The sequence below is a fragment of the Bacillus sp. FJAT-14266 genome, assembly GCF_001719225.1.
GTDB classification, from domain to species: domain Bacteria; phylum Bacillota; class Bacilli; order Bacillales; family Bacillaceae; genus Bacillus; species Bacillus subtilis.
The window spans coordinates 1,877,453-1,898,928 of the sequence record NZ_CP017072.1 but is presented as its reverse complement, the minus strand read 5'-3'; the positions used below and the strand labels follow the sequence as shown (position 1 = coordinate 1,898,928).

General features: G+C 44.4%; 23 protein-coding genes. 2 read left to right on the top strand and 21 right to left on the bottom strand.

Annotated elements, in window-relative coordinates; translation table 11 throughout:
* Positions 1-106: 106 nt before the first annotated feature.
* From BGM23_RS10015 to BGM23_RS10005, 3 genes are all read right to left on the bottom strand, one after another.
* Complete coding sequence (locus tag BGM23_RS10015; protein WP_015714234.1) at positions 107-838, bottom strand: glycerophosphodiester phosphodiesterase; 732 nt, start codon at positions 836-838, stop codon at positions 107-109.
* 78 nt (positions 839-916) lie between these two features.
* Positions 917-1,537, bottom strand: a complete 621-nt coding sequence (locus BGM23_RS10010) for an N-acetylmuramoyl-L-alanine amidase family protein (protein WP_072692696.1) — start codon at positions 1,535-1,537, stop codon at positions 917-919.
* A 19-nt stretch (positions 1,538-1,556) separates the two neighbouring features.
* Positions 1,557-1,853: a hypothetical protein gene (locus tag BGM23_RS10005; protein WP_014480225.1), complete on the bottom strand. Its 297-nt coding sequence runs from the start codon at positions 1,851-1,853 to the stop codon at positions 1,557-1,559.
* A gap of 307 nt (positions 1,854-2,160) precedes the next feature.
* On the opposite strand from BGM23_RS10005, the gene BGM23_RS21855 reads away from it, so the two are divergent.
* Positions 2,161-2,313 (top strand): hypothetical protein, encoded by a 153-nt coding sequence (locus BGM23_RS21855; RefSeq protein ID WP_014480226.1) that lies wholly within the window; start codon positions 2,161-2,163, stop codon positions 2,311-2,313.
* A 72-nt stretch (positions 2,314-2,385) separates the two neighbouring features.
* A complete protein-coding gene (locus BGM23_RS09995) occupies positions 2,386-3,504 on the top strand; it encodes an NADH-dependent flavin oxidoreductase (protein ID WP_029726733.1) in 1,119 nt (372 codons plus the stop codon).
* 464 nt (positions 3,505-3,968) lie between these two features.
* Here BGM23_RS09995 and spo0A read toward each other — a convergent pair whose 3' ends face one another.
* From spo0A to spoIIIAE, 18 genes are all read right to left on the bottom strand, one after another.
* Positions 3,969-4,772 (bottom strand): sporulation transcription factor Spo0A, encoded by an 804-nt coding sequence (gene spo0A, locus BGM23_RS09985; protein ID WP_003226427.1) that lies wholly within the window; start codon positions 4,770-4,772, stop codon positions 3,969-3,971.
* A 275-nt stretch (positions 4,773-5,047) separates the two neighbouring features.
* On the bottom strand, positions 5,048-6,328 hold the full coding sequence (gene spoIVB / locus BGM23_RS09975; RefSeq protein WP_004398697.1) for a SpoIVB peptidase: 1,281 nt from the start codon (positions 6,326-6,328) through the stop codon (positions 5,048-5,050).
* A 174-nt stretch (positions 6,329-6,502) separates the two neighbouring features.
* Positions 6,503-8,233 carry a DNA repair protein RecN gene (gene recN / locus BGM23_RS09970; RefSeq protein ID WP_029726732.1) on the bottom strand — a complete coding sequence of 577 codons (1,731 nt, stop codon included), beginning with the start codon at positions 8,231-8,233 and terminating at the stop codon, positions 6,503-6,505.
* A 36-nt stretch (positions 8,234-8,269) separates the two neighbouring features.
* Positions 8,270-8,719 (bottom strand): arginine repressor ArgR, encoded by a 450-nt coding sequence (gene argR / locus BGM23_RS09965; protein ID WP_003230265.1) that lies wholly within the window; start codon positions 8,717-8,719, stop codon positions 8,270-8,272.
* Between the two features lie 97 nt (positions 8,720-8,816).
* A complete protein-coding gene (locus BGM23_RS09960) occupies positions 8,817-9,662 on the bottom strand; it encodes a TlyA family RNA methyltransferase (protein WP_003230264.1) in 846 nt (281 codons plus the stop codon).
* The gene (dxs, locus tag BGM23_RS09955; RefSeq protein WP_003245985.1) at positions 9,659-11,560 is read right to left on the bottom strand and encodes a 1-deoxy-D-xylulose-5-phosphate synthase; all 1,902 of its coding nucleotides are present in this window, start codon (positions 11,558-11,560) and stop codon (positions 9,659-9,661) included. The genes BGM23_RS09960 and dxs overlap by 4 nt, the downstream gene beginning before the upstream one ends.
* Before the next feature lie 174 nt (positions 11,561-11,734).
* A complete protein-coding gene (locus BGM23_RS09950; protein WP_003230262.1) occupies positions 11,735-12,625 on the bottom strand; it encodes a polyprenyl synthetase family protein in 891 nt (296 codons plus the stop codon).
* Positions 12,615-12,872, bottom strand: coding sequence for an exodeoxyribonuclease VII small subunit (locus BGM23_RS09945; RefSeq protein WP_029726731.1), 258 nt, complete (start codon positions 12,870-12,872; stop codon positions 12,615-12,617). The genes BGM23_RS09950 and BGM23_RS09945 overlap by 11 nt, the downstream gene beginning before the upstream one ends.
* Positions 12,869-14,215 (bottom strand): exodeoxyribonuclease VII large subunit, encoded by a 1,347-nt coding sequence (xseA, locus tag BGM23_RS09940; RefSeq protein ID WP_029726730.1) that lies wholly within the window; start codon positions 14,213-14,215, stop codon positions 12,869-12,871. The genes BGM23_RS09945 and xseA overlap by 4 nt, the downstream gene beginning before the upstream one ends.
* 137 nt (positions 14,216-14,352) lie before the next feature.
* On the bottom strand, positions 14,353-15,204 hold the full coding sequence (folD, locus tag BGM23_RS09935; protein ID WP_003230259.1) for a bifunctional methylenetetrahydrofolate dehydrogenase/methenyltetrahydrofolate cyclohydrolase FolD: 852 nt from the start codon (positions 15,202-15,204) through the stop codon (positions 14,353-14,355).
* Between the two features lie 11 nt (positions 15,205-15,215).
* The gene (gene nusB, locus BGM23_RS09930; RefSeq protein WP_003230256.1) at positions 15,216-15,611 is read right to left on the bottom strand and encodes a transcription antitermination factor NusB; all 396 of its coding nucleotides are present in this window, start codon (positions 15,609-15,611) and stop codon (positions 15,216-15,218) included.
* A gap of 263 nt (positions 15,612-15,874) precedes the next feature.
* Positions 15,875-16,282 (bottom strand): fatty acid biosynthesis protein YqhY, encoded by a 408-nt coding sequence (gene yqhY, locus BGM23_RS09925; RefSeq protein WP_003230254.1) that lies wholly within the window; start codon positions 16,280-16,282, stop codon positions 15,875-15,877.
* 20 nt (positions 16,283-16,302) lie between these two features.
* Positions 16,303-17,655, bottom strand: coding sequence for an acetyl-CoA carboxylase biotin carboxylase subunit (gene accC, locus BGM23_RS09920; protein WP_003230253.1), 1,353 nt, complete (start codon positions 17,653-17,655; stop codon positions 16,303-16,305).
* 11 nt (positions 17,656-17,666) lie between these two features.
* Entirely contained in the window at positions 17,667-18,146 is a 480-nt protein-coding gene (accB, locus tag BGM23_RS09915) for an acetyl-CoA carboxylase biotin carboxyl carrier protein (RefSeq protein ID WP_046663571.1), read from the bottom strand.
* Between the two features lie 156 nt (positions 18,147-18,302).
* Positions 18,303-18,959: a stage III sporulation ratchet engulfment protein SpoIIIAH gene (spoIIIAH, locus tag BGM23_RS09910; RefSeq protein WP_015251732.1), complete on the bottom strand. Its 657-nt coding sequence runs from the start codon at positions 18,957-18,959 to the stop codon at positions 18,303-18,305.
* The gene (spoIIIAG, locus tag BGM23_RS09905) at positions 18,960-19,649 is read right to left on the bottom strand and encodes a stage III sporulation protein AG (protein WP_015251731.1); all 690 of its coding nucleotides are present in this window, start codon (positions 19,647-19,649) and stop codon (positions 18,960-18,962) included.
* Positions 19,642-20,262, bottom strand: coding sequence for a stage III sporulation protein AF (gene spoIIIAF / locus BGM23_RS09900; protein WP_015251730.1), 621 nt, complete (start codon positions 20,260-20,262; stop codon positions 19,642-19,644). Before spoIIIAF ends, spoIIIAG begins: the two co-directional genes overlap by 8 nt.
* Positions 20,263-20,275: 13 nt before the next feature.
* On the bottom strand, positions 20,276-21,475 hold the full coding sequence (spoIIIAE, locus tag BGM23_RS09895; RefSeq protein WP_029317923.1) for a stage III sporulation protein AE: 1,200 nt from the start codon (positions 21,473-21,475) through the stop codon (positions 20,276-20,278).
* Between the last annotated feature and the right edge of the window lies 1 nt (position 21,476).

Genomic DNA, 21,476 nt, shown 5'->3' with positions numbered 1-21,476 from the left:
ATAGACAGCGCTTACAATTTCTAGTTGTCTTCTATGAATGTATGCTTTGAAACGGGCATGAATGAATGAAAAAAGAAGGCTGCGTCAAACAGCCTCCTTCTAACAACTATTCATTTTTCAGCAATGCCGAAGCCTTTTCTGGAAAGTCGGTAAACATGCCGTCTGCTCCCGCTTCAATGAGACGCTTCATATCTTCCGGACGATTGACTGTATACGGCCTTACCTTAATCAAACCGTTCCTCATTTTCTTCAGTACTTCATCTGTGACCCCTGGGCTGTTTAACTTCGGGTGATAGCCGGAAGCCGGAATAGACGCGATATATCGATCTGCCTGATAAAGCACATCTGAAGTTAATACTGCCCGTTCGATATGCGGTGCAAGCCGGGCGCACAGCGCCAAGCTGTCATGATTAAACGTGGATAGGATGACTCTGTCCTCTACATTAAATCGCTTCACTGCCTCCAGCACTTTTTCTTCCATTCCCTCATAGCGGATCACGCTGTTTTTTAATTCAATGTTGATGAGAAAATCCTTTTTTACCGCCCACGAGAGCACATCTTCTAGCAGCGGCACTTTTATATCGCTGTACGCTTGATCGTGACCAGCGGCCGCATTCGCAGTCTTTACCTCATCATAGGCTGTATCCTTCACGAATCCTTTAAGTGATGTCGTGCGATTAAGTCTTTCATCATGAATTACAACAATGCGTCCGTCTTTCGTCAGCTGTACATCAAGCTCTATCCCATCCGCTCCGGCTTCAATTCCTTTTTCAAATGCAAGCATTGTATTTTCGGGAAATTGACCTGATGCCCCCCGGTGGGCAAAAATCTTTGTCATCGTTTCACCTCAAACCCTAAAGTTTTCTCCATTATACTTATTTTGTCGGTTCCACTCTAGGATTAAGGCTGTATCAATCTACTGATCATAATAAGAATCAATGCCGTTGACAATCGCATCTGCGGCCTTTTGCTGGTATTCTTCACTTCCCAGCTTGTCCGCGTCAGAGCTGTTCGTGATAAACCCAAGCTCCGCCAACACACTTGGCATTTGTGAATATGTAATGACGTAAAAGTCTGATTCTTTCACGCCCCTGTCTCTCGTTTGTAAGGAAGAAACGAGCTCTGACTGAATATCGGATGCTAGACGCCGGCTGCTCTCCCCTTCATAATCAGATTGAAAATACGTTTCTGTTCCTGAAGCTGAAGCAACCCCTGAATTCACATGGATGCTGACAAAAAGGTCAGCCTGATTGGCACTTGCCTTAGCCACTCTTTCCTCCAAGGTCAGAAAATGATCGTCAGACCGGGATGCAACAGGATTGGCTCCCTCCTCTTTTAGTTTGTCTGTCACATGCTCTGAGACAGACAAATTAATATCCTTTTCAAAGAGCCCGTTTCCGACCGCTCCACTATCTTCACCGCCGTGTCCGGCATCAATATACACTGTTTTCCCTTCTATCGGCTCTGCTGCCTGTGCACAAGGCGCGAGCGTCAAAGCCAATCCGCACAGCGCCAAGCTCCTCCATAACATTCTCAACTTACTCCCTCCGGTCTTTTTATGACGAGTTCTTTCGCAGCTGAATATCTTCCAGCTGTAAAGTTCCATTATCCTTCTTTGTATATTTCACCAGGACATGTGTCTGATCTGGCAGTGATTCACATTCATCACGTTTATCCTTCGGAACTTGTATCATGGTTTCTTCTCCATTAAGAGACACCGCAATCGTATGAGGATCAGCCGAGCCAATGTATTTTCCCTCTTCGGTAAACCTTGGCACTGAGTCATCCGCACTTGCAACACTGCACCCCGAAAGAAAGAGCGCAGTAAACAGCAAAAGAACCGTTTGTTTCACATGACCACCTCTTCCTGATGTTTGGCTTTTATCTTTGACCAGAATGGCGAATTTGTAAAGACAACGCGAATGCAGGCGAGCAAGTTCCATGATTTTCAAAAGGGCTATACGACCCGATCATTTCCTGTTGTTAGAAAGATAACGAGCAGATTTGTCTATGAGGATGGCTCTAATTGAGGCGCCAATTAGAAAAAATTAGCGGAAAGAAGCAACTTTTTATTCATTTTTAAAAATTTGAGAATAGGGTGAGCAAATCGTTTGACGGGTGGGTCAGCCAAGCGTAACCTTTTAAAGGATATTTACTTTATTGAAAGAAGTTAAAGCCATGAAAAAATTCGTTCTGCTGCTGGCGGCAGCTGTCATCACATGCTCCATCGGCCACCAAATCAGCGGCGGCTACAAAGGCCCCGAAAAAGAGCGGCGAAAACATCACTCTGCACTCAAGATATTCAGTCGGTAAAGCAGATCAATTGCATTAATTTTTACATATAGGCTAGAATATGTGCGAATCCAAACGAAAGAAGATGATCAAATGAACCCTAAGTATAAGCCACTTTTTGAACCATTTACGTTTAAAAGCGGCGTTACAATCGACAACCGGATCGCAGTAGCACCGATGACTCATTACGCTTCTAATGAAGACGGTACAATATCTGAAGCGGAGCTCGACTACATCATCCCCCGTTCAAAAGAGATGGGAATGGTGATTACAGCCTGCGCAAATGTTACACCGGACGGAAAAGCATTCCCCGGGCAGCCGGCCATCCATGACGATTCCAACATTCCAGGTTTAAAAAAGTTAGCACAAGCCATTCAGGCACAAGGCGCTAAAGCGGTTGTACAAATTCATCACGGCGGTATTGAGTGCCCGTCTGAGCTCGTTCCTCAACAGGATGTTGTGGGGCCAAGTGACGTGTTTGATAACGGCAAACAAATTGCTCGCGCATTAAAAGAAGAAGAAGTGGAAAACATTGTGAAGGCGTTTGGAGAAGCGACAAGACGCGCCATTGAAGCCGGCTTTGACGGTGTCGAAATTCACGGTGCAAACGGCTACTTAATTCAGCAGTTTTATTCTCCGAAAACCAACCAGCGCACGGATCGCTGGGGAGGAAACGATGAAAAACGATTAGCCTTCCCGCTCGCTATTGTCGATGAAGTGAAAAAAGCCGCTTCAGAACATGCGAAGGGTGCGTTCTTAGTCGGCTACCGCCTGTCTCCGGAAGAACCTGAGACACCGGGATTGACAATGACTGAAACTTATACGCTTGTTGATGCTTTAGGGGATAAAGAATTGGATTATCTTCATATCTCACTGATGGACGTGAACTCAAAAGCGCGCCGCGGTGCAGATCCGACTCGCACACGCATGGACTTATTGAATGAACGTGTCGGAAACAAAGTGCCGCTGATCGCCGTCGGTTCCATCCATTCCGCTGATGACGCGCTTGCCGTCATCGAAAACGGTATTCCGCTGGTCGCTATGGGACGCGAAATTCTAGTTGACCCTAACTGGACGGTAAAAGTAAAAGAAGGCCGTGAAAAGCAAATCGAAACAGTGATCAAAGGCACAGATAAAGAAAAATATCATTTGCCTGAACCGCTATGGCAAGCAATTGTGAACACGCAAGGCTGGGTGCCTTATAAAGATTAATGTGCAAAGACTGCCGAAACGATTCGGCAGTCTTTTTTCCCTTTATATAAATAGTTTGTGTACACATCTAAACAGCAAAAGAAAGAGCTCCCCACCAACTTCGAAAAGAAAATCCAAGAAAAACCCCTCACGCTTTCTTGCTTTTTTCTTTTTCATTCGTACGTCTCCTTTTTACATGAATACGCCTTACTTACGATTTTGCAGGAGAAAGGTTTCATTTTATAACGGACACATCTAGGGTCGATCATGCTTCGTGATCCTATAAGATGTATGAATGGACCAAGAGTGTAGGTAATACCGCCATTTGCTTTCCTTACTTTTCAAACCCATCCTTTACTATATGCGGATACTTAATATTCTTCTCCCATACTAACAAATGTCCCAAAACAAAACGCCTCCTATTTATCAGCGCAAACCAATAAATAAAAGACGTTTGATTTAATGACCACTTAATAAGCTCATGTTTAAGAAGCCTTATGCTCTAACCTCAGCTTATCCGCAACCATTGCAATGAATTCACTGTTGGTAGGTTTAGCTTTTGTCATGCTGACAGTATAACCGAACAACGAGGAAATGGAATCAATGTTTCCTCTGCTCCATGCCACTTCAATTGCATGGCGGATCGCTCTTTCTACACGGCTTGCGGTTGTGTTGAATTTTTTGGCGATGTCCGGATAGAGGACTTTTGTAATGCTGCCGAGCAATTCGATGTCATTGTATACCATTGAGATTGCTTCGCGCAGATAGAGATAGCCTTTAATATGGGCTGGGACGCCGATTTCATGGATAATGCTTGTGATGCTCGCGTCGAGATTTTTCTTCTTTGGTTCAGGCTGGCTGCTGCGTATAATACTGCTTTGCGATGATGGCGCACGATGCGTCACACTGCTGGCATTTCCGCTGACCTGGCGGATATGGCCGACAAGGTTTTCCATATCAAACGGTTTGAGAATAAAGTAGGACGCGCCTAAATCGACGGCCTTTTTCGTGACATCTTCCTGTCCAAAGGCTGTCAGCATAATGACATTCGGCTGTTTTTTCAGATCTGATTCCCTCAGCCTCTCTAAAACCGCAAGTCCGTCTAAATGCGGCATAATAATATCTAATACGAGCACATCAGGATCTTTTTCTTTAAACAGCGACAGGCATTCCTGTCCGTTATAAGCAACGCCGATCACTTCCATGTCTTCCTGTCCTTCTATATATTCACTTAACAGGCTTACCAGCTCTCGATTATCATCAGCAACACAAACTTTAATTTTCTCCACGTTTCTTCCTCCCCAAATGTAGTTAACAGGATTCACCCTTGCTACATGTTTACATTCGACAAAACCGCTATATACCCTCTAAAAAAATCATAATCACCAATATTAGTGGCATATCTTTGTTATTCTATGTTTTTTTCTGTTTTTCGACTAAAAATGAAATTTGACAAACAAGGAAACGTGAATTTGTCGAAAAATCTTCTTTTGTATATTTTACCGTATGTATTCTGAGAAGTGAAGAGGGATCAAAATAAAAAAACTGCCGGAAACTCCGGCAGTCAGCTTGCTTTTTCTTTTCCATAAATATCGATTCCTGCTTCTGACAGCATCCATTCAATATGAACACCGTAGCCGCTTGTCGGGTCATTTACAAATACATGGGTGACAGCACCGATCACTTTTCCATTTTGAATAATCGGGCTTCCGCTCATCCCCTGGACGATGCCTCCTGTTTCTTTCAACAGCCTTGGATCGGTAATTTTCAACACCATTCCTTTTGTCGCAGGGAATTTTTGCGGCGTTGTGCTGACGATTTCAATATCGAATTTTTCTACTTTGTCATCATCAATAACCGTTAAAATTTCAGCCGGCCCTTTTTTGACTTCGGTAGAAAACGCAACCGGCAATGCTTGATCTGATATGTTGTTTTGAATCGGCTGATGCAGCGTGCCGAAAATCCCAAACGGGCTGTTTCTGTTAATATCCCCGATCGTTTTGCGTTCTGAGGAAAATCGCGCCAGTTTTTCTCCTGGATTACCGCCTGTCCCTTTTTCAATTGATGTTACAGTGGATTTAACGATTTCTCCATTCTCCACTACAATTGGTTTCTTTGTGTCCATATCGGAAATCACGTGGCCAAGTGCTCCGTATTTTTTTGTTTTCGGTTCATAAAAGGTCATAGTGCCGATGCCGGCAGCAGAATCTCTGATATATAACCCGATTCTGTATTTGCCTTCTCCTTCATCCTTTTCTGGGATCAGCTTCGTTTTGATTTTCTGTTTGTCACGTTTGATCAGTAAGTCTAAAGATTCACCAGTTTTCCCAGCCTTTTGAATAAATGGGGCTACATCATTCATTTTTTCAATTTTCTGTCCATTCATCTCAATAATGATGTCGCCCGCTTCAATTCCTGCCGTTTCTCCCGGAGATTTTTTGCCTTCACTTGTATTGATTTGATGAAATCCGACGACAAGAACACCGACGGAATGAAGTTTTACACCGATTGATTGTCCGCCAGGTATAACCTTTAAATCAGGAAGAACATGCACTTTTGTTTTTTTAATTGGAAATCCGGCAAGATCATATACTAATTCTGACTCACCTGATTTTTTGCCCGTCACCTTGATTTCATGCGGATCTTTCTTTACTGTAAACGCTTCTGAGGATTCTGATGTCTGAGCGTTTACCGATAAACTCGTTTCAATCGCTTGTGTTTGGGTTTCAAATACTCTCATTTGCGTTGGAATCAGTAAATATTCTTTTAGCGGTTTGCATAAACCTACACTTAATAACGAAACAAGGAGAATTAAACCTACTGCTTTTCTGATATTATCGGGCATTCACTACTTCACTCTCCTCGCTCCTATCCCACACCTTCTTTATGACTTGTTGCTACATCATTTAATTTTGCCTTCTGACGGCTTATTTATAACTGTCATATGAAGAAAAACATTGGATATACTGATGAACGAATGGATGTGCACGAAAAAAATAAGCTGCGCTTCTCGCGCAGCTTACCCAGTTGTTTTGACTTGATCCGCTTGTTTTAAAAGTTCTTTCGCATGGCGTTTCGTTAAATCGGTTACTTCGACACCTGCAATCATGCGCCCGATTTCCGCTACCTTTTCCTGCTTAGAGAGCGGCTTGACACGTGTCGTCGTTCTGCCGTCTTTTAACTCCTTCGCAATATAAAGATGCGTATCGGCCATGGCAGCCACCTGAGGCAGGTGTGTAATGCACAGCACTTGTGATCCTATTGACACCTTATGGATCTTCTCAGCAATTGCCTGTGCGACCCTGCCGCTTACACCGGTATCAACCTCATCAAAAATGATCGATGTCACATCCTGTTGTGAGGAAAAAATGCTTTTTATGGCCAGCATCACCCGTGACAGCTCTCCACCTGAAGCGACTTTCGAAAGGGATTTCAGCGGCTCGCCTGTATTGGTCGAAATTAAAAACTTCACCAGGTCAATCCCTTGTTCAGTCAGCTGAACGGGCTGGCCGTTTACAAGCGGAGCTTCTTCATTGCGTGACGCTGTTCTGACCTTAAATTCCGTATCAAAAGTTGATTTTTCCATGTACAGGCTTTTTAATTCCCGATGAATCTCATCAGCCAGCTTTTTCGCCCATGTTTTTCGGATTTGTGACACATTTGCCGCTTCCACTGCGACATCTTTGCCGACGGAGTCAAGCTCCTTTTTCAAGCTTTGAAGGTGGCTGTCCCTGTTTTCAATTTGGTCAATCTCTTCTTCAATTTTAGAAGCATATTCCAAAATGTCTTCAACAGTGGCACCGTATTTTCGTTTCAGCTGTTTGATTTCATTAAGTCGCATCTCAATATAGTTCAGGCGTTCCGGATCAAATTCAAGCTCATCCAGCATATTTCTCATCTGAAATGTGGCATCCTCAAGCAAATAGTAGGAGTTCGAAACACTTTCAGACATTTTTTTCAGCGGTTCATTAATATCAGATATATCTTCAAGCTGCGCTGATGCCATTCCAACCCAGTCCAATCCGCCCTGCTCACTGCGAAGCGCGTTATATGCATTTTGCAGCGACTCATATATCTTCTCAAAGTTTGAAATTTGCTGGCGCTCTTCTTGGAGCTGTTCATCTTCGTTAAGCTCAAGCTTTGCCGATTCGATTTCTTCGAGCTGAAATTGAATAAGATCAAGACGATGGGCCATTTCCTGTTCGCTTTCAGAAAGCTGCTTAAGCTTTTTGAGCAGCTTCATATACCGCTGGTACCCTTCCTGATACGTTTTGAGCGCGCTTTCCACTTCGGCCCCGGCAAACTTGTCCAAAAGCTGGAGATGATTTTCGTCTTCCATTAACAGCTGGTTATCGTGCTGCCCGTGAATATCTAATAAAAGCCTGCCGATCTCTCTTAGCGAAGCAATCGTGACAAGCTTGCCATTGACACGGCAAACGCTTTTCCCGCTCGTGCTGATATCCCTTCTCATGACGATCATTTCGTCTGAAACGTCGATTCCCTGCTCAGCGCATACGCCTAAAACAGGATGGCCGCTCTCCAACAGAAACAGCCCTTCAAGTTCGGCTTTTGCTTCCCCATATCTAACAAATTCAGATGATCCGCGGCCTCCGACTAAAAGAGAAATGGCATCTATGATGATGGATTTGCCGGCTCCGGTTTCTCCTGTTAAAACCGTAAGCCCGCGTTCAAAAGAAACCGTCAGTTCCTCAATAATGGCAAAGTTTTTAATCGATAGTTCAGCTAACAAACAGCATTACACCTCTTATCTTTGTTAGATTTTCTGTTACAGCAGTTCAAGGAGCCTGTTTTTTACGCCTTCTGTATCTTCAGGAGTCCGGCAAATAATTAAAATCGTATCATCCCCGCAAATGGTCCCCATCATTTCATCCCAGTCCAAATTGTCCATCAGGGCCCCGATTGCCTGGGCATTGCCCGGCATCGTTTTCAGCACAATCATATGGCTTGCTGAGTCTATTTTCACAAATGCGTCCATCAATGCCCGCTTTAGCTTAGACAGCGGATTGAAACGCTGGTCCGCCGGAAGACTGTATTTGTAAGAACCATTGTTTGTAGGCACTTTTACAAGGTGAAGTTCTTTAATATCCCGTGATACCGTGGCTTGCGTTACTTTGTATCCATCCTGCTTTAGCATGTCGACCAATTCATCCTGCGTTTCGATTTCATTGCTTGTAATGATCTCTCTGATTTTAATATGCCTCTGGCCTTTGTTCATGTAAGCACCTCTATTTCCAAGCTTATCTGTTCTTTTATGTTATATGATTCTCTGCACATTGTACATGAATGCAGAAAAAAGGAATAATAGCGCCCTATTATTCCGGTACATCTGCTTTTTTTTCTTTTAACGTCTTATGTGCTTCTTCTACAACGCGCATGATCTCTTCTTCCGGCAGCTCCTGGCCTTCCTGTCCCTCTCCCGGCCAATGCAAATGAAGGAGAAACTCAATATTTCCGTCTCCTCCCGTGATTGGAGAAAATGACAAGCCTTTACAGATATAGCCTTCAGCGGCAGAAAAACTGATCATTCGCTTGAGCACATCAGCATGCACTTTAGGATCTCTGACAATCCCTTTTTTGCCGACGGATTCCCGTCCCGCTTCAAACTGAGGCTTAACTAGAGCCATGCAGTCGCTGCCCGGTACGAGCAAAGTCCTTAGGACAGGCAGGATGAGCCGCAGTGAAATAAAGGACACATCAATTGTGGCAAACTCCGGCATGCCCTTTGTAAAGTCTGCCGGTGTTGCATAACGAAAGTTCGTCCGTTCCATCACGACGACCCGTTCATCCTGTCTAAGCTTCCACGCAAGCTGATTATAGCCTACATCCACAGCGTATGACTGTTTAGCTCCATTTTGCAAAGCGCAGTCCGTAAAACCGCCGGTGGAGGAGCCAATATCAATCATAATTTTATCTTTGACAGAGACGGGAAACTCTTTCAACGCTTTTTCGAGCTTTAAGCCGCCCCTGCTCACATACCTCAGCGGGTTTCCTTTGACGGTTAACGGAAGGTCGCGGTCAATTTTTTCTCCAGGCTTGTCCAAGCGGTTTTCGTTTGAGTAGACGATCCCCGCCATAATGGCTCTTTTGGCTTTTTCACGCGTTTCCGCCAGCCCTCTTTCCACTAATAATACATCTAATCGTTCTTTCTTTGACGTCATGATCCAATTCCTTTGTGTGTCTTTGGCGGCATCAGTAATCTAATACGATTTGCCACCTGCTGTTTTGTCAGTCCAATTTCCTCAAGAAGCGCCGTTACGCTTCCGTGTTCAATAAACCGATCAGGTATACCCATTCTGTCGATCGGAGTATGATATTCACCTTGATCATGAGCGAATTCTAAAATCGAGCTTCCGAAACCGCCTTCTAAGACCGCTTCTTCAATTGTTAAAATTGGCAAGCCTTCTTTTAGGATACTCTTCATCATCTTTTCATCAATCGGCTTAATAAAACGCGCATTCACAACGCGCACGGAAAGGCCTTCTTTCTGCAGCTCTTCGGCTGCTTCAATCGCCATTTCGATTGTTGTGCCGAATGTTAAGATGACAGCATCGTTCCCTGGACGCAGCACCTCCCACGTACCGATCGGAATCGTTTTCAACTGTTCATCCATTTTTACGCCGAGTCCGTTTCCGCGCGGAAAACGCATCGCTATCGGGCCTTCGTCATAGCTAAGTGCTGTATGAACCATGTGCTGGCCTTCATTTTCGTCTTTCGGCATCATTAAGACCATGTTTGGAATGTGGCGCATAAACGCAATATCAAACACGCCTTGATGTGTCTCTCCATCAGCGCCAACGAGTCCTGCACGGTCAATTCCAATAAACACATTGGCGTTTTGGCGGCAGATGTCATGAACAACTTGGTCATATGCCCTTTGCAGGAAGGTTGAGTAAATCGCCAAAAACGGCTTCATACCCTGCATTGCCATAGCTGCCGCCATCGTTGCGGCATGCTGTTCTGCGATTCCTACGTCGAACATCCGGTCAGGGAATTCCTTTGCGAAGCCTTCAAGCTTTGAACCGACAGGCATAGCCGGCGTAATGGCTACAATGCGTCCGTCCTCGCGCGCCATTCGCTGCACAGTTCCGCTGACAAGACCGCTCCACGAAGGAGCTGCGGCTTTCGGCTTTACAAAGTCACCGGTATTAATTTTATATGGTCCGGTACCATGCCATGTCCCAATCGTATCGGTCTCAGCCGGTTTGTACCCCTTCCCTTTTTTCGTAATGACGTGCAGAAGAACAGGGCCTTTCGTTTTTTTGGCGTATTGAAGATTCTCAATCAGCTCATGATAAGAATGTCCGTCCACTGGGCCCAAATACGTAAAACCGAGCTCCTCGAAAAACATTCCGGAGACGAGCATGTATTTCAGGCTGTCTTTGACCCGTTCCGCCGTGGCGGCAAGCTTGCCCCCAACTGCCGGAATCTTTTTAAATAAGTATTCAAGCTCATCTTTGACCCACTGGTATTTCCCCGCAGTGCGGAGCCGTCCGAGCATAGAGTGAATGGCACCGACGTTTGGCGCAATACTCATTTCATTATCATTAAGGATGACAATCATGTCTTTTTTCTCGTCGCCGATGTGGTTAAGGGCTTCGAGCGCCATACCGCCAGTCAGCGCGCCGTCACCAATGATCGGAATAATATATTCATCCGTTCCTTTAATATCACGGGCAGCTGCCATTCCCATCGCGCCTGACAGAGAAGTCGAGCTGTGCCCGGTTTCCCAAACATCGTGCTCGCTTTCACTCCGCTTTGGAAATCCGCAAAGCCCTTTGTACTGGCGAAGCGTCGCAAATTCTTTTCCGCGTCCTGTCAGCAGCTTATGGACATACGACTGATGGCCTACATCCCATAAAAATTTGTCTTTCGGGCTGTTAAATTCCTTATGCAGGGCAACAGTAAGCTCTACGACACCTAAGTTTGGGCCGATGTGGCCGCCGGAAGCGGATAAACTTGTAATTAAAAACTGACGGATTTCATCACTTAATTTCTCTAATTCATCAATGGACATGTTTTTTAAAAACGACGGGTCCTGTATTGATAAAAGATCCAAAGCGGATCAACTCACTTTCAGCATGAATTTCTGCAATGATACATGTCTTTTGCATGCCGAGCTGACAATAATCTCAGACATAAAAAAAGACAAACGCGCTTTTCCTTTTCATTTTTCATATAAACTGCTTACATTTTACCATATCTCGTGCAGCCGCTTCAAATTAGGATCGTTTTAGTGATCTCTTGCCGCAATTAAATCACAAAGCTCATATAAAAGGTCTTTTTGAAGAGAGAGTCCGCCGATCAATCGCTTCGCCTCTTTTATATGAACATCCAATTTATGTTTGGCCCCTTCCAATGAAAGAAGCGACGGGTATGTCGATTTGTCATTTGTGGTATCTGAGCCGACACGTTTGCCGATTTTCTCTTCACTGCCTTCTAAATCTAAAATATCGTCTCTGATTTGAAATCCGATTCCAATGTGGCTGCTGAAGGTACGCAGTGTTTCAATGTCTTCCTCAGGCGCATCAGCCAAAATAGCACCGGCGATTACACAAAAGCCAAGGAGCTTGGCAGTTTTCCGTTCATGAATGGATTCGAGCTCTTCAAGCGTGACTTGTCGGTTTTCCGCTTCCATATCAGCTACTTGCCCACCGACCATGCCTTCGGTGCCTGCCGCTGAAATCAGTTCATTCACAAGGCGCAGGCGCTTTTCTGCTGACACCTCGTCTGACACGTGGGAGGTAATCAGCTTAAAGCTTTCTGTGAGCAGCCCGTCACCCGCTAATACTGCCGTCGCTTCACCAAACACTTTATGGTTTGTCGGCTTCCCGCGGCGTAAATCGTCATCATCCATGCATGGAAGATCATCATGAATTAACGAATACGTGTGAATCATTTCGACAGCACAGCCCACCGGAATGCCGTCTTTTTCGCTTTTTCCATATGCGTTTAAAACAGCCAGTACAATCAGAGGCCGCAACCGCTTTCCGCCGGCCTGTAGAGAATACAGCATAGATTTCTTTAATGAGTCCGGCATATCAAGCTTTTCTGTATAGACAGAAAGCTGATTTTCAATTGTTTTTTTCCGATCCGCCAGAAAGCTCGTTAATTTATTTGTCACCTTCGTCTTCCTCCTGAACAACACTGAAAGGTGCCAGTTCGCCGTCTTCTTTTAAAATGAAGTCCATTTGCTTTTCGACTTTTTGCAGCTTTTCATGGCACATTTTTGACAGAGCCATGCCTTCTTGGAAATAGTTAATGGCTTGCTCTAGAGGCACATCTCCCTCTTCAAGCTTTGATACAATGCTCTCAAGCCCTTTCATCGCTTCTTCAAATGTCATGTTTTCATTTTTTTTCACGTCTGTCATTTTTCTTCCCCTCTCTTTTCTAATACTTCACAGGTCAGCACGCCATCCTTCAGCTTGACTTCAAGCTGGTCCTGCTCTTCTATTTGACTGACACTTTTAATGAGTTTATCTTCTTTATAAGCCAAGCTGTATCCTCTTTCCATCACTTGAAGAGGACTTAGTGCGTTCAGCTTTCCAAGAACGGTTTGAAATTGGGAATGCAGCTGCTTCATTTGGATATTCATATTTTTTCTCAGCTGATTTGTTTGTTCCTGGTATCGTGTTCTCGCTTGTTTCAGCTGTTCATGAGGATGCAGTGCCTCTAATCTGTACGTTTCACGCTCCAGCTGTCTGCTTTTCCGATCTAAAAGAGCGGTCAGCTGTGCTTGAAACTGCTGGTACGCGAGGTCAAACTGCTGCTCTTTTTGCGCATACAAACGCTTTGGAAAACGAAAGGCATAGGACGATTGCAGCGTTTGTACCCGTTCTTTTTTCTGGCCGAGATGCTGCTGCATTGCTCTTGTCATTCTGACTTCCGCTGTTTTTGTCCGTTCGATTAAATCAGTGGTATGAGGCACAGCAATCTCAGCTGCTCCTGTCGGCGTCGCAGCTCTGATATCGGCGACAAAATCACTAATCGTAAAATCCGTCTCATGTCCGACTGCCGATATAATCGGAATATTGGAAGCGAAGATGGCGCGTGCTACAATTTCTTCATTGAATGCCCACAGTTCTTCTATCGAACCGCCGCCTCTCCCGACAATTAATACGTCGCAAATCTCTTTTTCATTTGCCTCTTCAATGCGCGTAACGATGGATCTGCTCGCATTTTCACCTTGTACGAGCGCTGGAAGAACAATGACTTTTACAAGGGGATATCTTCTTTTTAGAGTTGTAATAACGTCTCTGACAGCGGCACCCGTTGGAGATGTCACAACCCCGATTGTGGCTGGAAATGCGGGGATTTGTTTTTTGTAGCGGTCGTCAAATAAACCTTCGCCGGCAAGCTTCTTTTTTAATTCTTCGTACGCTAAATAAAGCGCTCCAACCCCGTCAGGCTGCATTTCTTTGGCATATAATTGATAGTTTCCGCTCGGTTCATATACGGAAATTCCGCCTCTGACCAGCACTTTCATTCCGTTTTCAGGTTTAAAAGGCAGACGCTCGCTTTGTCTCGCGAACATCACCGACTGCATTCTAGCGTTTTCGTCTTTTAAAGTGAAATAAATATGCCCTCGTGTGTGTATCTTTACATTCGACAATTCGCCTTTAATCCAAATATTTTCAAGGTGAGGATCTACATCGAATTTTCGTTTTATATACTTTGTCAGCGCTGAGACGGTCACATACGCTGCTTCACCCATGTCTAAAAACTCCTCTCCTAAGCATTCCTGCACCATAACTAAAGAAAACCCGCCCTGGCTTTAGGAGCCTGAAGAAGCGGGTATCGTGCTCATATTCAAGGCGGGTAAACATTTCGCCTGTGAATATCTCCAATTATCTATGATAACGTACGTTTCGCAGATTTAACAGTATTATGCGCAAGCATCGTGATGGTCATCGGACCTACTCCGCCCGGAACCGGCGTGATGAAGGACGCTTTTTCCTTTGCCCCTTCAAATTCAACGTCTCCGCAAAGCTTTCCGTTTTCTAGACGGTTAACGCCGACGTCAATGACAACAGCGCCCTCTTTGATCTGGTCTGCACTGATGAAGTTGGCTCTGCCGACTGCCACCACCAGGATGTCCGCTTTTTTCGTATGTTCAGTAATATTTTCTGTTCTTGAATGACAGTAAGTAACCGTCGCGTTTTCATTTAATAAAAGCTGGCCGACAGGTTTGCCGACAATGTTGCTTCGGCCGACTACAACAACCTCTTTACCGGAAAGGTCAATATTGGTTTTCTTCAAAAGCTCAACAATTCCATGAGGCGTGCAAGGAAGAAACGTATCTTCGCCAAGCAGCATTTTCCCTACGTTTAACGGATGAAAACCGTCTACATCTTTATCAGGGGAGATACGTTCGATCACCGCTTTTTCAGAAATATGGTCTGGGAGCGGAAGCTGAACGAGAATGCCATGAAACTCAGGGTCTTGGTTATATTGATCAATAATGGAAAGCAGTTCAGCTTCTGTGAGGCTGCTGTCAAATTGATCGAGCTTGAAATTCATTCCCATTGTTTCTGCCGCTTTTTTCTTTCCTCGCACGTAAGAGTGAGAAGCAGGATCATCTCCAATCAAAATAACCGCCAGTCCGGGAGTGACGCCTTGCTTTTTAAGCTCTTCTACCTCTTTTGCCAATTGTTCGCGTTTTTCTCTAGCCGTTTCTTTTCCGTCGATGATTGTTGCAGTCATTTTCTTTCCTCCTATGATTGTTCAATATCAGATTTAATGTTAGAAAGAACCCCGTTTACAAACTTTGTCGCTTTGTCATCACCAAACCGTTTTGCCAGCTCAATCGCTTCGTTCATGGAGACATTCACCGGAATGTCTTCGGCATATGCCATTTCATATGCTGCCAGGCGCAAAATCGCACGGTCAACATTGGCAATCCGATCGAGCTTCCAATTCACCAGATGCTTGGAGATCATTTCATCCAGCTGGTCTTGGTGTTCCAATACCCCGTGTACAAGCTGTTCAAAGAAAGGATCTGTTTTTTCTTCATCCAGTGCGTGTTCTATGGCTTCATTCACTGCAATATCGCTGACATCAATTTGAAATAGTGCCTGCAAAGCTTTTTCTCTTGCTGTTCTTCTTTTCATTTTCTTTCTCCTTTGATCCTCTTTATCCGCTTGTCGTTAAGCCACAAAGAGATCATAACATATTTTTTTCGTATCCGCATATTGAAATCAAGGTTTTTTTACCCTATTACCGAATATTTTCACACACCTTAATATGATTATTCGGATTTCACGTTCATGAAGAAACTCGGCTATGTAAGCCGGCTTTCTTCATGCTTTGAAATAAAGGGTAACGTGTAAAAAAACCAAAGGGCCGCCCTCCCCTTGGTTTCGTGTTAAGCCATTTACATTTCTTCGTCGATTTGGACTTCTTGGGCTTTTGTGTCAAATTGAATGCCGACGATGTGAATATTGATCTCGTTAATCGAAAGAGACGTCATATTTAATAAGGTTTGACGAATGTTTTCCTGAACGGATGCTGCAACTTTCGGAATCGAAACGCCAAATGTAACGACACAGTATACATCGATCGTAATTCCGTCATCCGCCAGGTCGACTTTGACACCTTTGCCATGATTCACTTTGCCAAAGCGCTCGACGACGCCTGTCGCAAAGTTTCCGCGCATTTCGGCAACCCCATCAACTTCTGATGCTGCAATGCCGGCAATGACCTCAATGACCTCCGGTGCAATCTCAACCTTACCCAAATGCGTATCTTCGTGATCCATTTTAAGCAAGCTGTTGTCTTTCATTCAATTCACCTCCGTAAAAATTATGAGCCCATTACATCATATGTTTCTAAAAATTTCGTATTAAACTCTCCGCTCACAAATGTTTCGTGTTCAAGCAGTTTTAAATGGAAAGGGATTGTTGTCTCAATGCCTTCGATGACGAATTCGCTCAATGCGCGCTTCATGCGGGCAATCGCTTCATCCCTCGTTTTTCCGTATGTGATTACCTTTGCAATCATGCTGTCATAGTACGGTGGGATGGAATAGCCAGGGTACGCAGCTGAATCGACACGGACACCAAGACCGCCAGGAGGCAGGTACATTTTAATTTCACCAGGTGACGGCATGAAATTTTTACTTGGGTTTTCTGCGTTGATTCGGCATTCGATGGCCCAGCCTTCAAATTCAACATCCTCTTGCTTGAGGCTCAGTTCCATTCCTGATGCCACTTTGATTTGTTCCTTGATCAGGTCAGTTCCCGTCACCATTTCTGTGACTGGGTGCTCTACCTGAATTCTCGTGTTCATTTCCATGAAGTAATAGCGCTGTTCATTGTAGTCATAGATAAATTCAACTGTTCCAGCACCTGTATAGCCAACCGCTTTTGCAGCCTTTACCGCTGCATCTCCCATTTGCTCCCTGATTTCTGAATCAAGGGCAGGAGATGGTGATTCTTCCAAAAGCTTTTGCAGGCGTCTTTGGATCGAGCAGTCGCGTTCGCCCAAATGGATCGTATTTCCGTAGTTATCAGCAAGCACTTGGATCTCAACGTGGCGAAAATCTTCTATGTATTTTTCGATGTATACACCTGGATTTCCGAATGCAGTTGCCGCTTCCTGCTGTGTAATCTTAATGCCATTAATCAGTTCCTCTTCAGTGCGGGCAACCCTAATTCCTTTTCCGCCTCCGCCTGCGGTGGCTTTTATAATTACAGGATACCCAATTTCATTAGCAAGCGAAACCGCTTCTTCCACATTTTCTATAATTCCCTGTGAACCCGGTACGATTGGCACGCCGGCCTGTTTCATCGTTTCCCGCGCAACGTCTTTTGTTCCCATTTTTGAAATGGCGTCAGCGCTCGGGCCGACAAACGTGACATTCACTTCTTCACATAATTCAGCGAAATCAGCATTTTCAGCTAAAAATCCGTATCCCGGATGAATGGCGTCCGTGCCAGTCAGCTTTGCAACACTCACAATATTTGTAACGTTTAAATAGCTGTCTTTTGATGCTTTCGGTCCGATACAAAAAGCTTCATCGGCCATTTGAACATGAAGGGCATCTTTATCAGCTTCTGAATAAACAGCGACAGTCTCAATTCCGAGCTCTCTGCAGGCTCTGATGATTCTGACAGCAATTTCTCCTCTGTTGGCGATCAATAGCTTTTTAATCATGTTCAGTCTCCTTACTCCGCTTTTACAAGAAATAGAGGTTGTCCGTATTCGACCAGCTGGCCGTTTTCTACTAATACTTCAACGATTTTGCCTTTCACTTCTGCTTCGATTTCGTTGAAAAGCTTCATCGCTTCTACAATGCAGACAACTGTGTTTTCATTTACTTTTGAACCGGCTGTTACATACGGGCCAGCTTCCGGTGATGAAGAAGCATAAAATGTTCCTACCATTGGTGAAGTGATTTTATGCAGATTCTCATCTTGCTTTGGTGCTTCTTGGGCAGGTGCCGCTGCTTGCTGCGCTTGCGGCTGAACTGCCTGCGGAGCCTGTGCTTGTACAGGTGCTGCAGGTGCCTGCTGCATGACTTGAACCGTGCCTGCTTCGTGTTTTTTCAGTTTTAAGGATACACCTTCATTTTCATATACGAATTCGTCAATTGTAGACTCGTCAATTGCTTTAATCAGCTCGTGGATTTCTTTGATATTTAACATTCAATCGCACTCCTATGTATGAAATTTCTTTTTTTATAGGTTACTACTAAAAGTACATACTATGTTCATCTTACAGGAGCGGACTTTTGAATTCAACTCTAATATGACAGCAACGCAAAAAGCCCGCTTGTTTAGCGGGCTTCTTTTTCCTCTTTCTTACTTGGATGGTTCAAATGTGACAGCGACATCTTTCATTGTTTTGATTTCTTTTGCCACAAGGTCTATAATGGCTGTCGCCTTCGATTTGGAGTGTTTGTCTGATTTGACTGTAATATTGATTTTATCTCCTTCAGCATTAACGAGCGCATCCTCGTAACCTTGTGTTTTAATCAGCGTTTCCAGCTGTTTTTCTGTTCCTTCCACTTCACTGAGAGCCGTCATTTTATCGTATGCTTCGCTTTTCTCCTTGGCTGTTGCATCATCGCTTGATACAATGGCATTCAGCTCTTCTCTTTCTTTGCTTCTGGCATCTTCTAAATCAAGACGGTACGTTGTAAACAAATCATCATCGGCTGTTTCCGTAACAACAGTTCCTTTTTCACTGGCTTCAGCGGATGTTTCCTTGTCTGCTGATGAATCTTTCGTTCCCTTTGTTCCATCTTCTTTTCCTTTTTCAGTTTCTGTACCGCTTTTTTCCTTCGTGTCTTGCTTGGCAGGCGCTTTTTCAGTTGCGACCTCTCCGCTGTCAGGCGCGCTTTTTTCACTTTGCATCTGCACGGCGTTTTTGCTTTCCGGCGACATGATATAGTAGACGCTTAACACCACGACAAGACTGAGCATTGTTAATAGCCAAACGGTTTGTTTTTTAAGCATTTATGAATCCTCCTTTATTTTTTTAGGGGCAACCGCAACCCGGTGGCTTGGAACATCCAGGACCCGTGTCACCGCTTCGATAATGGTTTGTTTTATTTGAACGTTGTCCACTCCTTGAGCAACAACGAGTACACCGCGTATATCAGGTTTTTTCGTTTGGACGACGACAGGTGTTTCTTTATCGCCGTTTTTGATCATGACGATTTCTTCCTCCGATGTTTGGTCTGTAACGCTTCTTGTTCCGCCTTCTTTGTCAGTTTCTTCAGTGGTTGTATTTTTGTTTGATTTGTTTTTTTCGTATACTTTCAGCGACGTTGCATCTACATTCACGACAACCGAGACATCGTCCACACCAATGATTGTTTCAAGAATTTCTTTCAGCTGATTTTCGTATTCTTTTTCATAGTCATCGATCGAGTCTTTAGGTTTATCAGATTTTGAGGTTTTAAACACTTCAGCTGTTTTCTCTTTGCTGCCCGCAGAATGTTGTGATGATACGGCCGTTATCGTTTTGGCGTTTTCTGTTTTCTCAGGTGAATAAAACAGCTGGCTGACAAGCATAAAGGAAACTCCGAGAACAAAAACGAATAGAAAGTAATGATATTTGGTCAGCTTCGGCTTTTCGCCGTCCTTCATTTGTCCCGGAAGAAACTGCTTTTTCAATACATTCCATAATCCGTTTTTATTCATTGCCGACACTCTCCCCGCCTTCCATATGAACCGTAATTTTCTCACTTCCGATTTCCCAAATGTCCGCGAGCTGCGTTTTTATCTGTTTGGCTTCTTTTTGTTCGGCTGCTTCTTTCGTTACGTATGCATGATCTGTATCAATGTGGACCGGCGCGACCGTTTGGACCGTTTTTTCAGAAGACGGGGCCATATACACGCTGATTGTTTTAATATCCTCTTCTGAATCTACCTTTTCTCCTGCCGTGAGTTTGATGCGGCCTACTTTATATTCATCATGACTGAATCTCTCCTCCGCTTTCTTTTTTAGTTGGACAGCCATTTCTTCTAGAATATATGCGCGCTGGGAAGCTTGTATTTCTATTTTTTTTGAATTGATTTGATTTTTTATGTCGGCAGACTCTGACTGCCCGTTTTTTGTGAGATATTCAAAGATGATTTCGGGGTCTGTCTTGAAAAGTTTAAAAATCGGCGTAAGCATGACGACAATCAAGAGCAGGCTGACTACCATTTTTGCGTACTTTTGCATGCTGGAGCTCGGCAGCAGCATATCAATCACAATTGCAAATAGGATAAACAACACGATGGTGGTAAGCCATTCCGTTAAAAAACTCATTCGCCTGCCTCCTTCATTTCATCATCATCGTGAGGTTTCCGGCTGTGATTATGACAGTAAGGCTTAAAAAAAACATGAGAGACACAATAGCGAGAGCTGCAAAAATATAAATGACGCTTTTGCTGATGACGTCGAGGCAGGTGATGACGGGCCCGCCTCCAAGCGGCTGAAGAATCGCGGCTGCCAGCTTATAAATAAAAGCGAGGGAAAGCACTTTGATTGCCGGAAATGCCGCGATACAGATCAAAATAGCGACACCGAGAATCCCTACCGTATTTTTCAGCAGTAAAGAGGCGCTGATTACTGTATCTGTTGCGTCTGTAAACATTCGGCCAAGCACAGGAATAAAATTTCCGGTTATAAATTTAGCCGTCCTGAGCGTAATGCCGTCTGTCACTGCAGCTGAGGCTCCCTGAACAGAGATGACGCCGAGAAAGATGGTAAGAAAAACAGCCAGTGCTCCGATGGCGATATTTCTGAGCAGGTTAGCCAGCTGTGTTACTTTGTATTGTTCAGTCATCGTGCTGACAATGCTCAGAATCGCTGATAAAAAAATCAGCGGCATGACGATATTCTGAATCAAGAGACCGCTCGTGTTCATCAGGAAGAGGATAACAGGATGAAAGAAGGCAGCAGATACAGCTCCGCCTGAGGAAGCCAAAAGCGCCAAGAGGAGCGGAATGAGCGCCAGGATAAAGCTGGTCATCGTCTGAATCGCCTCAGTTGCATAGTTAATCGCCACATGAAAGCTATTAAGCGCAAGGATAATCAGCACCATGTACACAATTGAGTAAGCGACCTTACTGACGGTGCTTTGCTGAAAAGCATTTTGCAAAAGCTGCAGAATGACGCAAAAAATCGTGAGCAAAATCAATGTGCCCAGCAGCTTTCCGTTGGCAAGCACTTCATGAAACAAATAAGAAAAGAGAGCTTTCAGCCATTCTTGCGGTGAGAATGATTTATCGCCATTGATAAACTCCATTAAGCTGCCTTTTTGGCTTTCCGGCAGCAGTCCGCCGTATTCTGTTATAATGTCATTCCAAAATTCCCCGATCTTATCTGTTTCAAGCGAGGCTGCTGTCCTTTCCGCTAATTGCTCGGCTGTTTCAGCATGGTCTTCCGTTTGTTCTGCATTACCAGCTGCTTGTACAATTTCTGCACGGCCTGCTATGATCAGCACGGCCAAAAGCAAAGCCCATTGAAAGCGCTTCAAT

What these genes read in the sequence shown, in the direction of transcription:
- BGM23_RS10015 (WP_015714234.1), bottom strand. Translation starts at nt 838, where the DNA reads ATGACAAAGATTTTTGCCCACCGGGGGGCATCAGGTCAATTTCCCGAA.
- BGM23_RS09995 (WP_029726733.1), top strand. Translation starts at nt 2,386, where the DNA reads ATGAACCCTAAGTATAAGCCACTTTTTGAACCATTTACGTTTAAAAGC.
- spoIVB (WP_004398697.1), bottom strand. Translation starts at nt 6,328, where the DNA reads ATGCCCGATAATATCAGAAAAGCAGTAGGTTTAATTCTCCTTGTTTCG.
- argR (WP_003230265.1), bottom strand. Translation starts at nt 8,719, where the DNA reads ATGAACAAAGGCCAGAGGCATATTAAAATCAGAGAGATCATTACAAGC.
- BGM23_RS09960 (WP_003230264.1), bottom strand. Translation starts at nt 9,662, where the DNA reads ATGACGTCAAAGAAAGAACGATTAGATGTATTATTAGTGGAAAGAGGG.
- BGM23_RS09945 (WP_029726731.1), bottom strand. Translation starts at nt 12,872, where the DNA reads ATGACAGACGTGAAAAAAAATGAAAACATGACATTTGAAGAAGCGATG.
- xseA (WP_029726730.1), bottom strand. Translation starts at nt 14,215, where the DNA reads ATGGGTGAAGCAGCGTATGTGACCGTCTCAGCGCTGACAAAGTATATA.
- folD (WP_003230259.1), bottom strand. Translation starts at nt 15,204, where the DNA reads ATGACTGCAACAATCATCGACGGAAAAGAAACGGCTAGAGAAAAACGC.
- nusB (WP_003230256.1), bottom strand. Translation starts at nt 15,611, where the DNA reads ATGAAAAGAAGAACAGCAAGAGAAAAAGCTTTGCAGGCACTATTTCAA.
- yqhY (WP_003230254.1), bottom strand. Translation starts at nt 16,282, where the DNA reads ATGAAAGACAACAGCTTGCTTAAAATGGATCACGAAGATACGCATTTG.
- accC (WP_003230253.1), bottom strand. Translation starts at nt 17,655, where the DNA reads ATGATTAAAAAGCTATTGATCGCCAACAGAGGAGAAATTGCTGTCAGA.
- accB (WP_046663571.1), bottom strand. Translation starts at nt 18,146, where the DNA reads ATGTTAAATATCAAAGAAATCCACGAGCTGATTAAAGCAATTGACGAG.
- spoIIIAH (WP_015251732.1), bottom strand. Translation starts at nt 18,959, where the DNA reads ATGCTTAAAAAACAAACCGTTTGGCTATTAACAATGCTCAGTCTTGTC.
- spoIIIAG (WP_015251731.1), bottom strand. Translation starts at nt 19,649, where the DNA reads ATGAATAAAAACGGATTATGGAATGTATTGAAAAAGCAGTTTCTTCCG.
- spoIIIAF (WP_015251730.1), bottom strand. Translation starts at nt 20,262, where the DNA reads ATGAGTTTTTTAACGGAATGGCTTACCACCATCGTGTTGTTTATCCTA.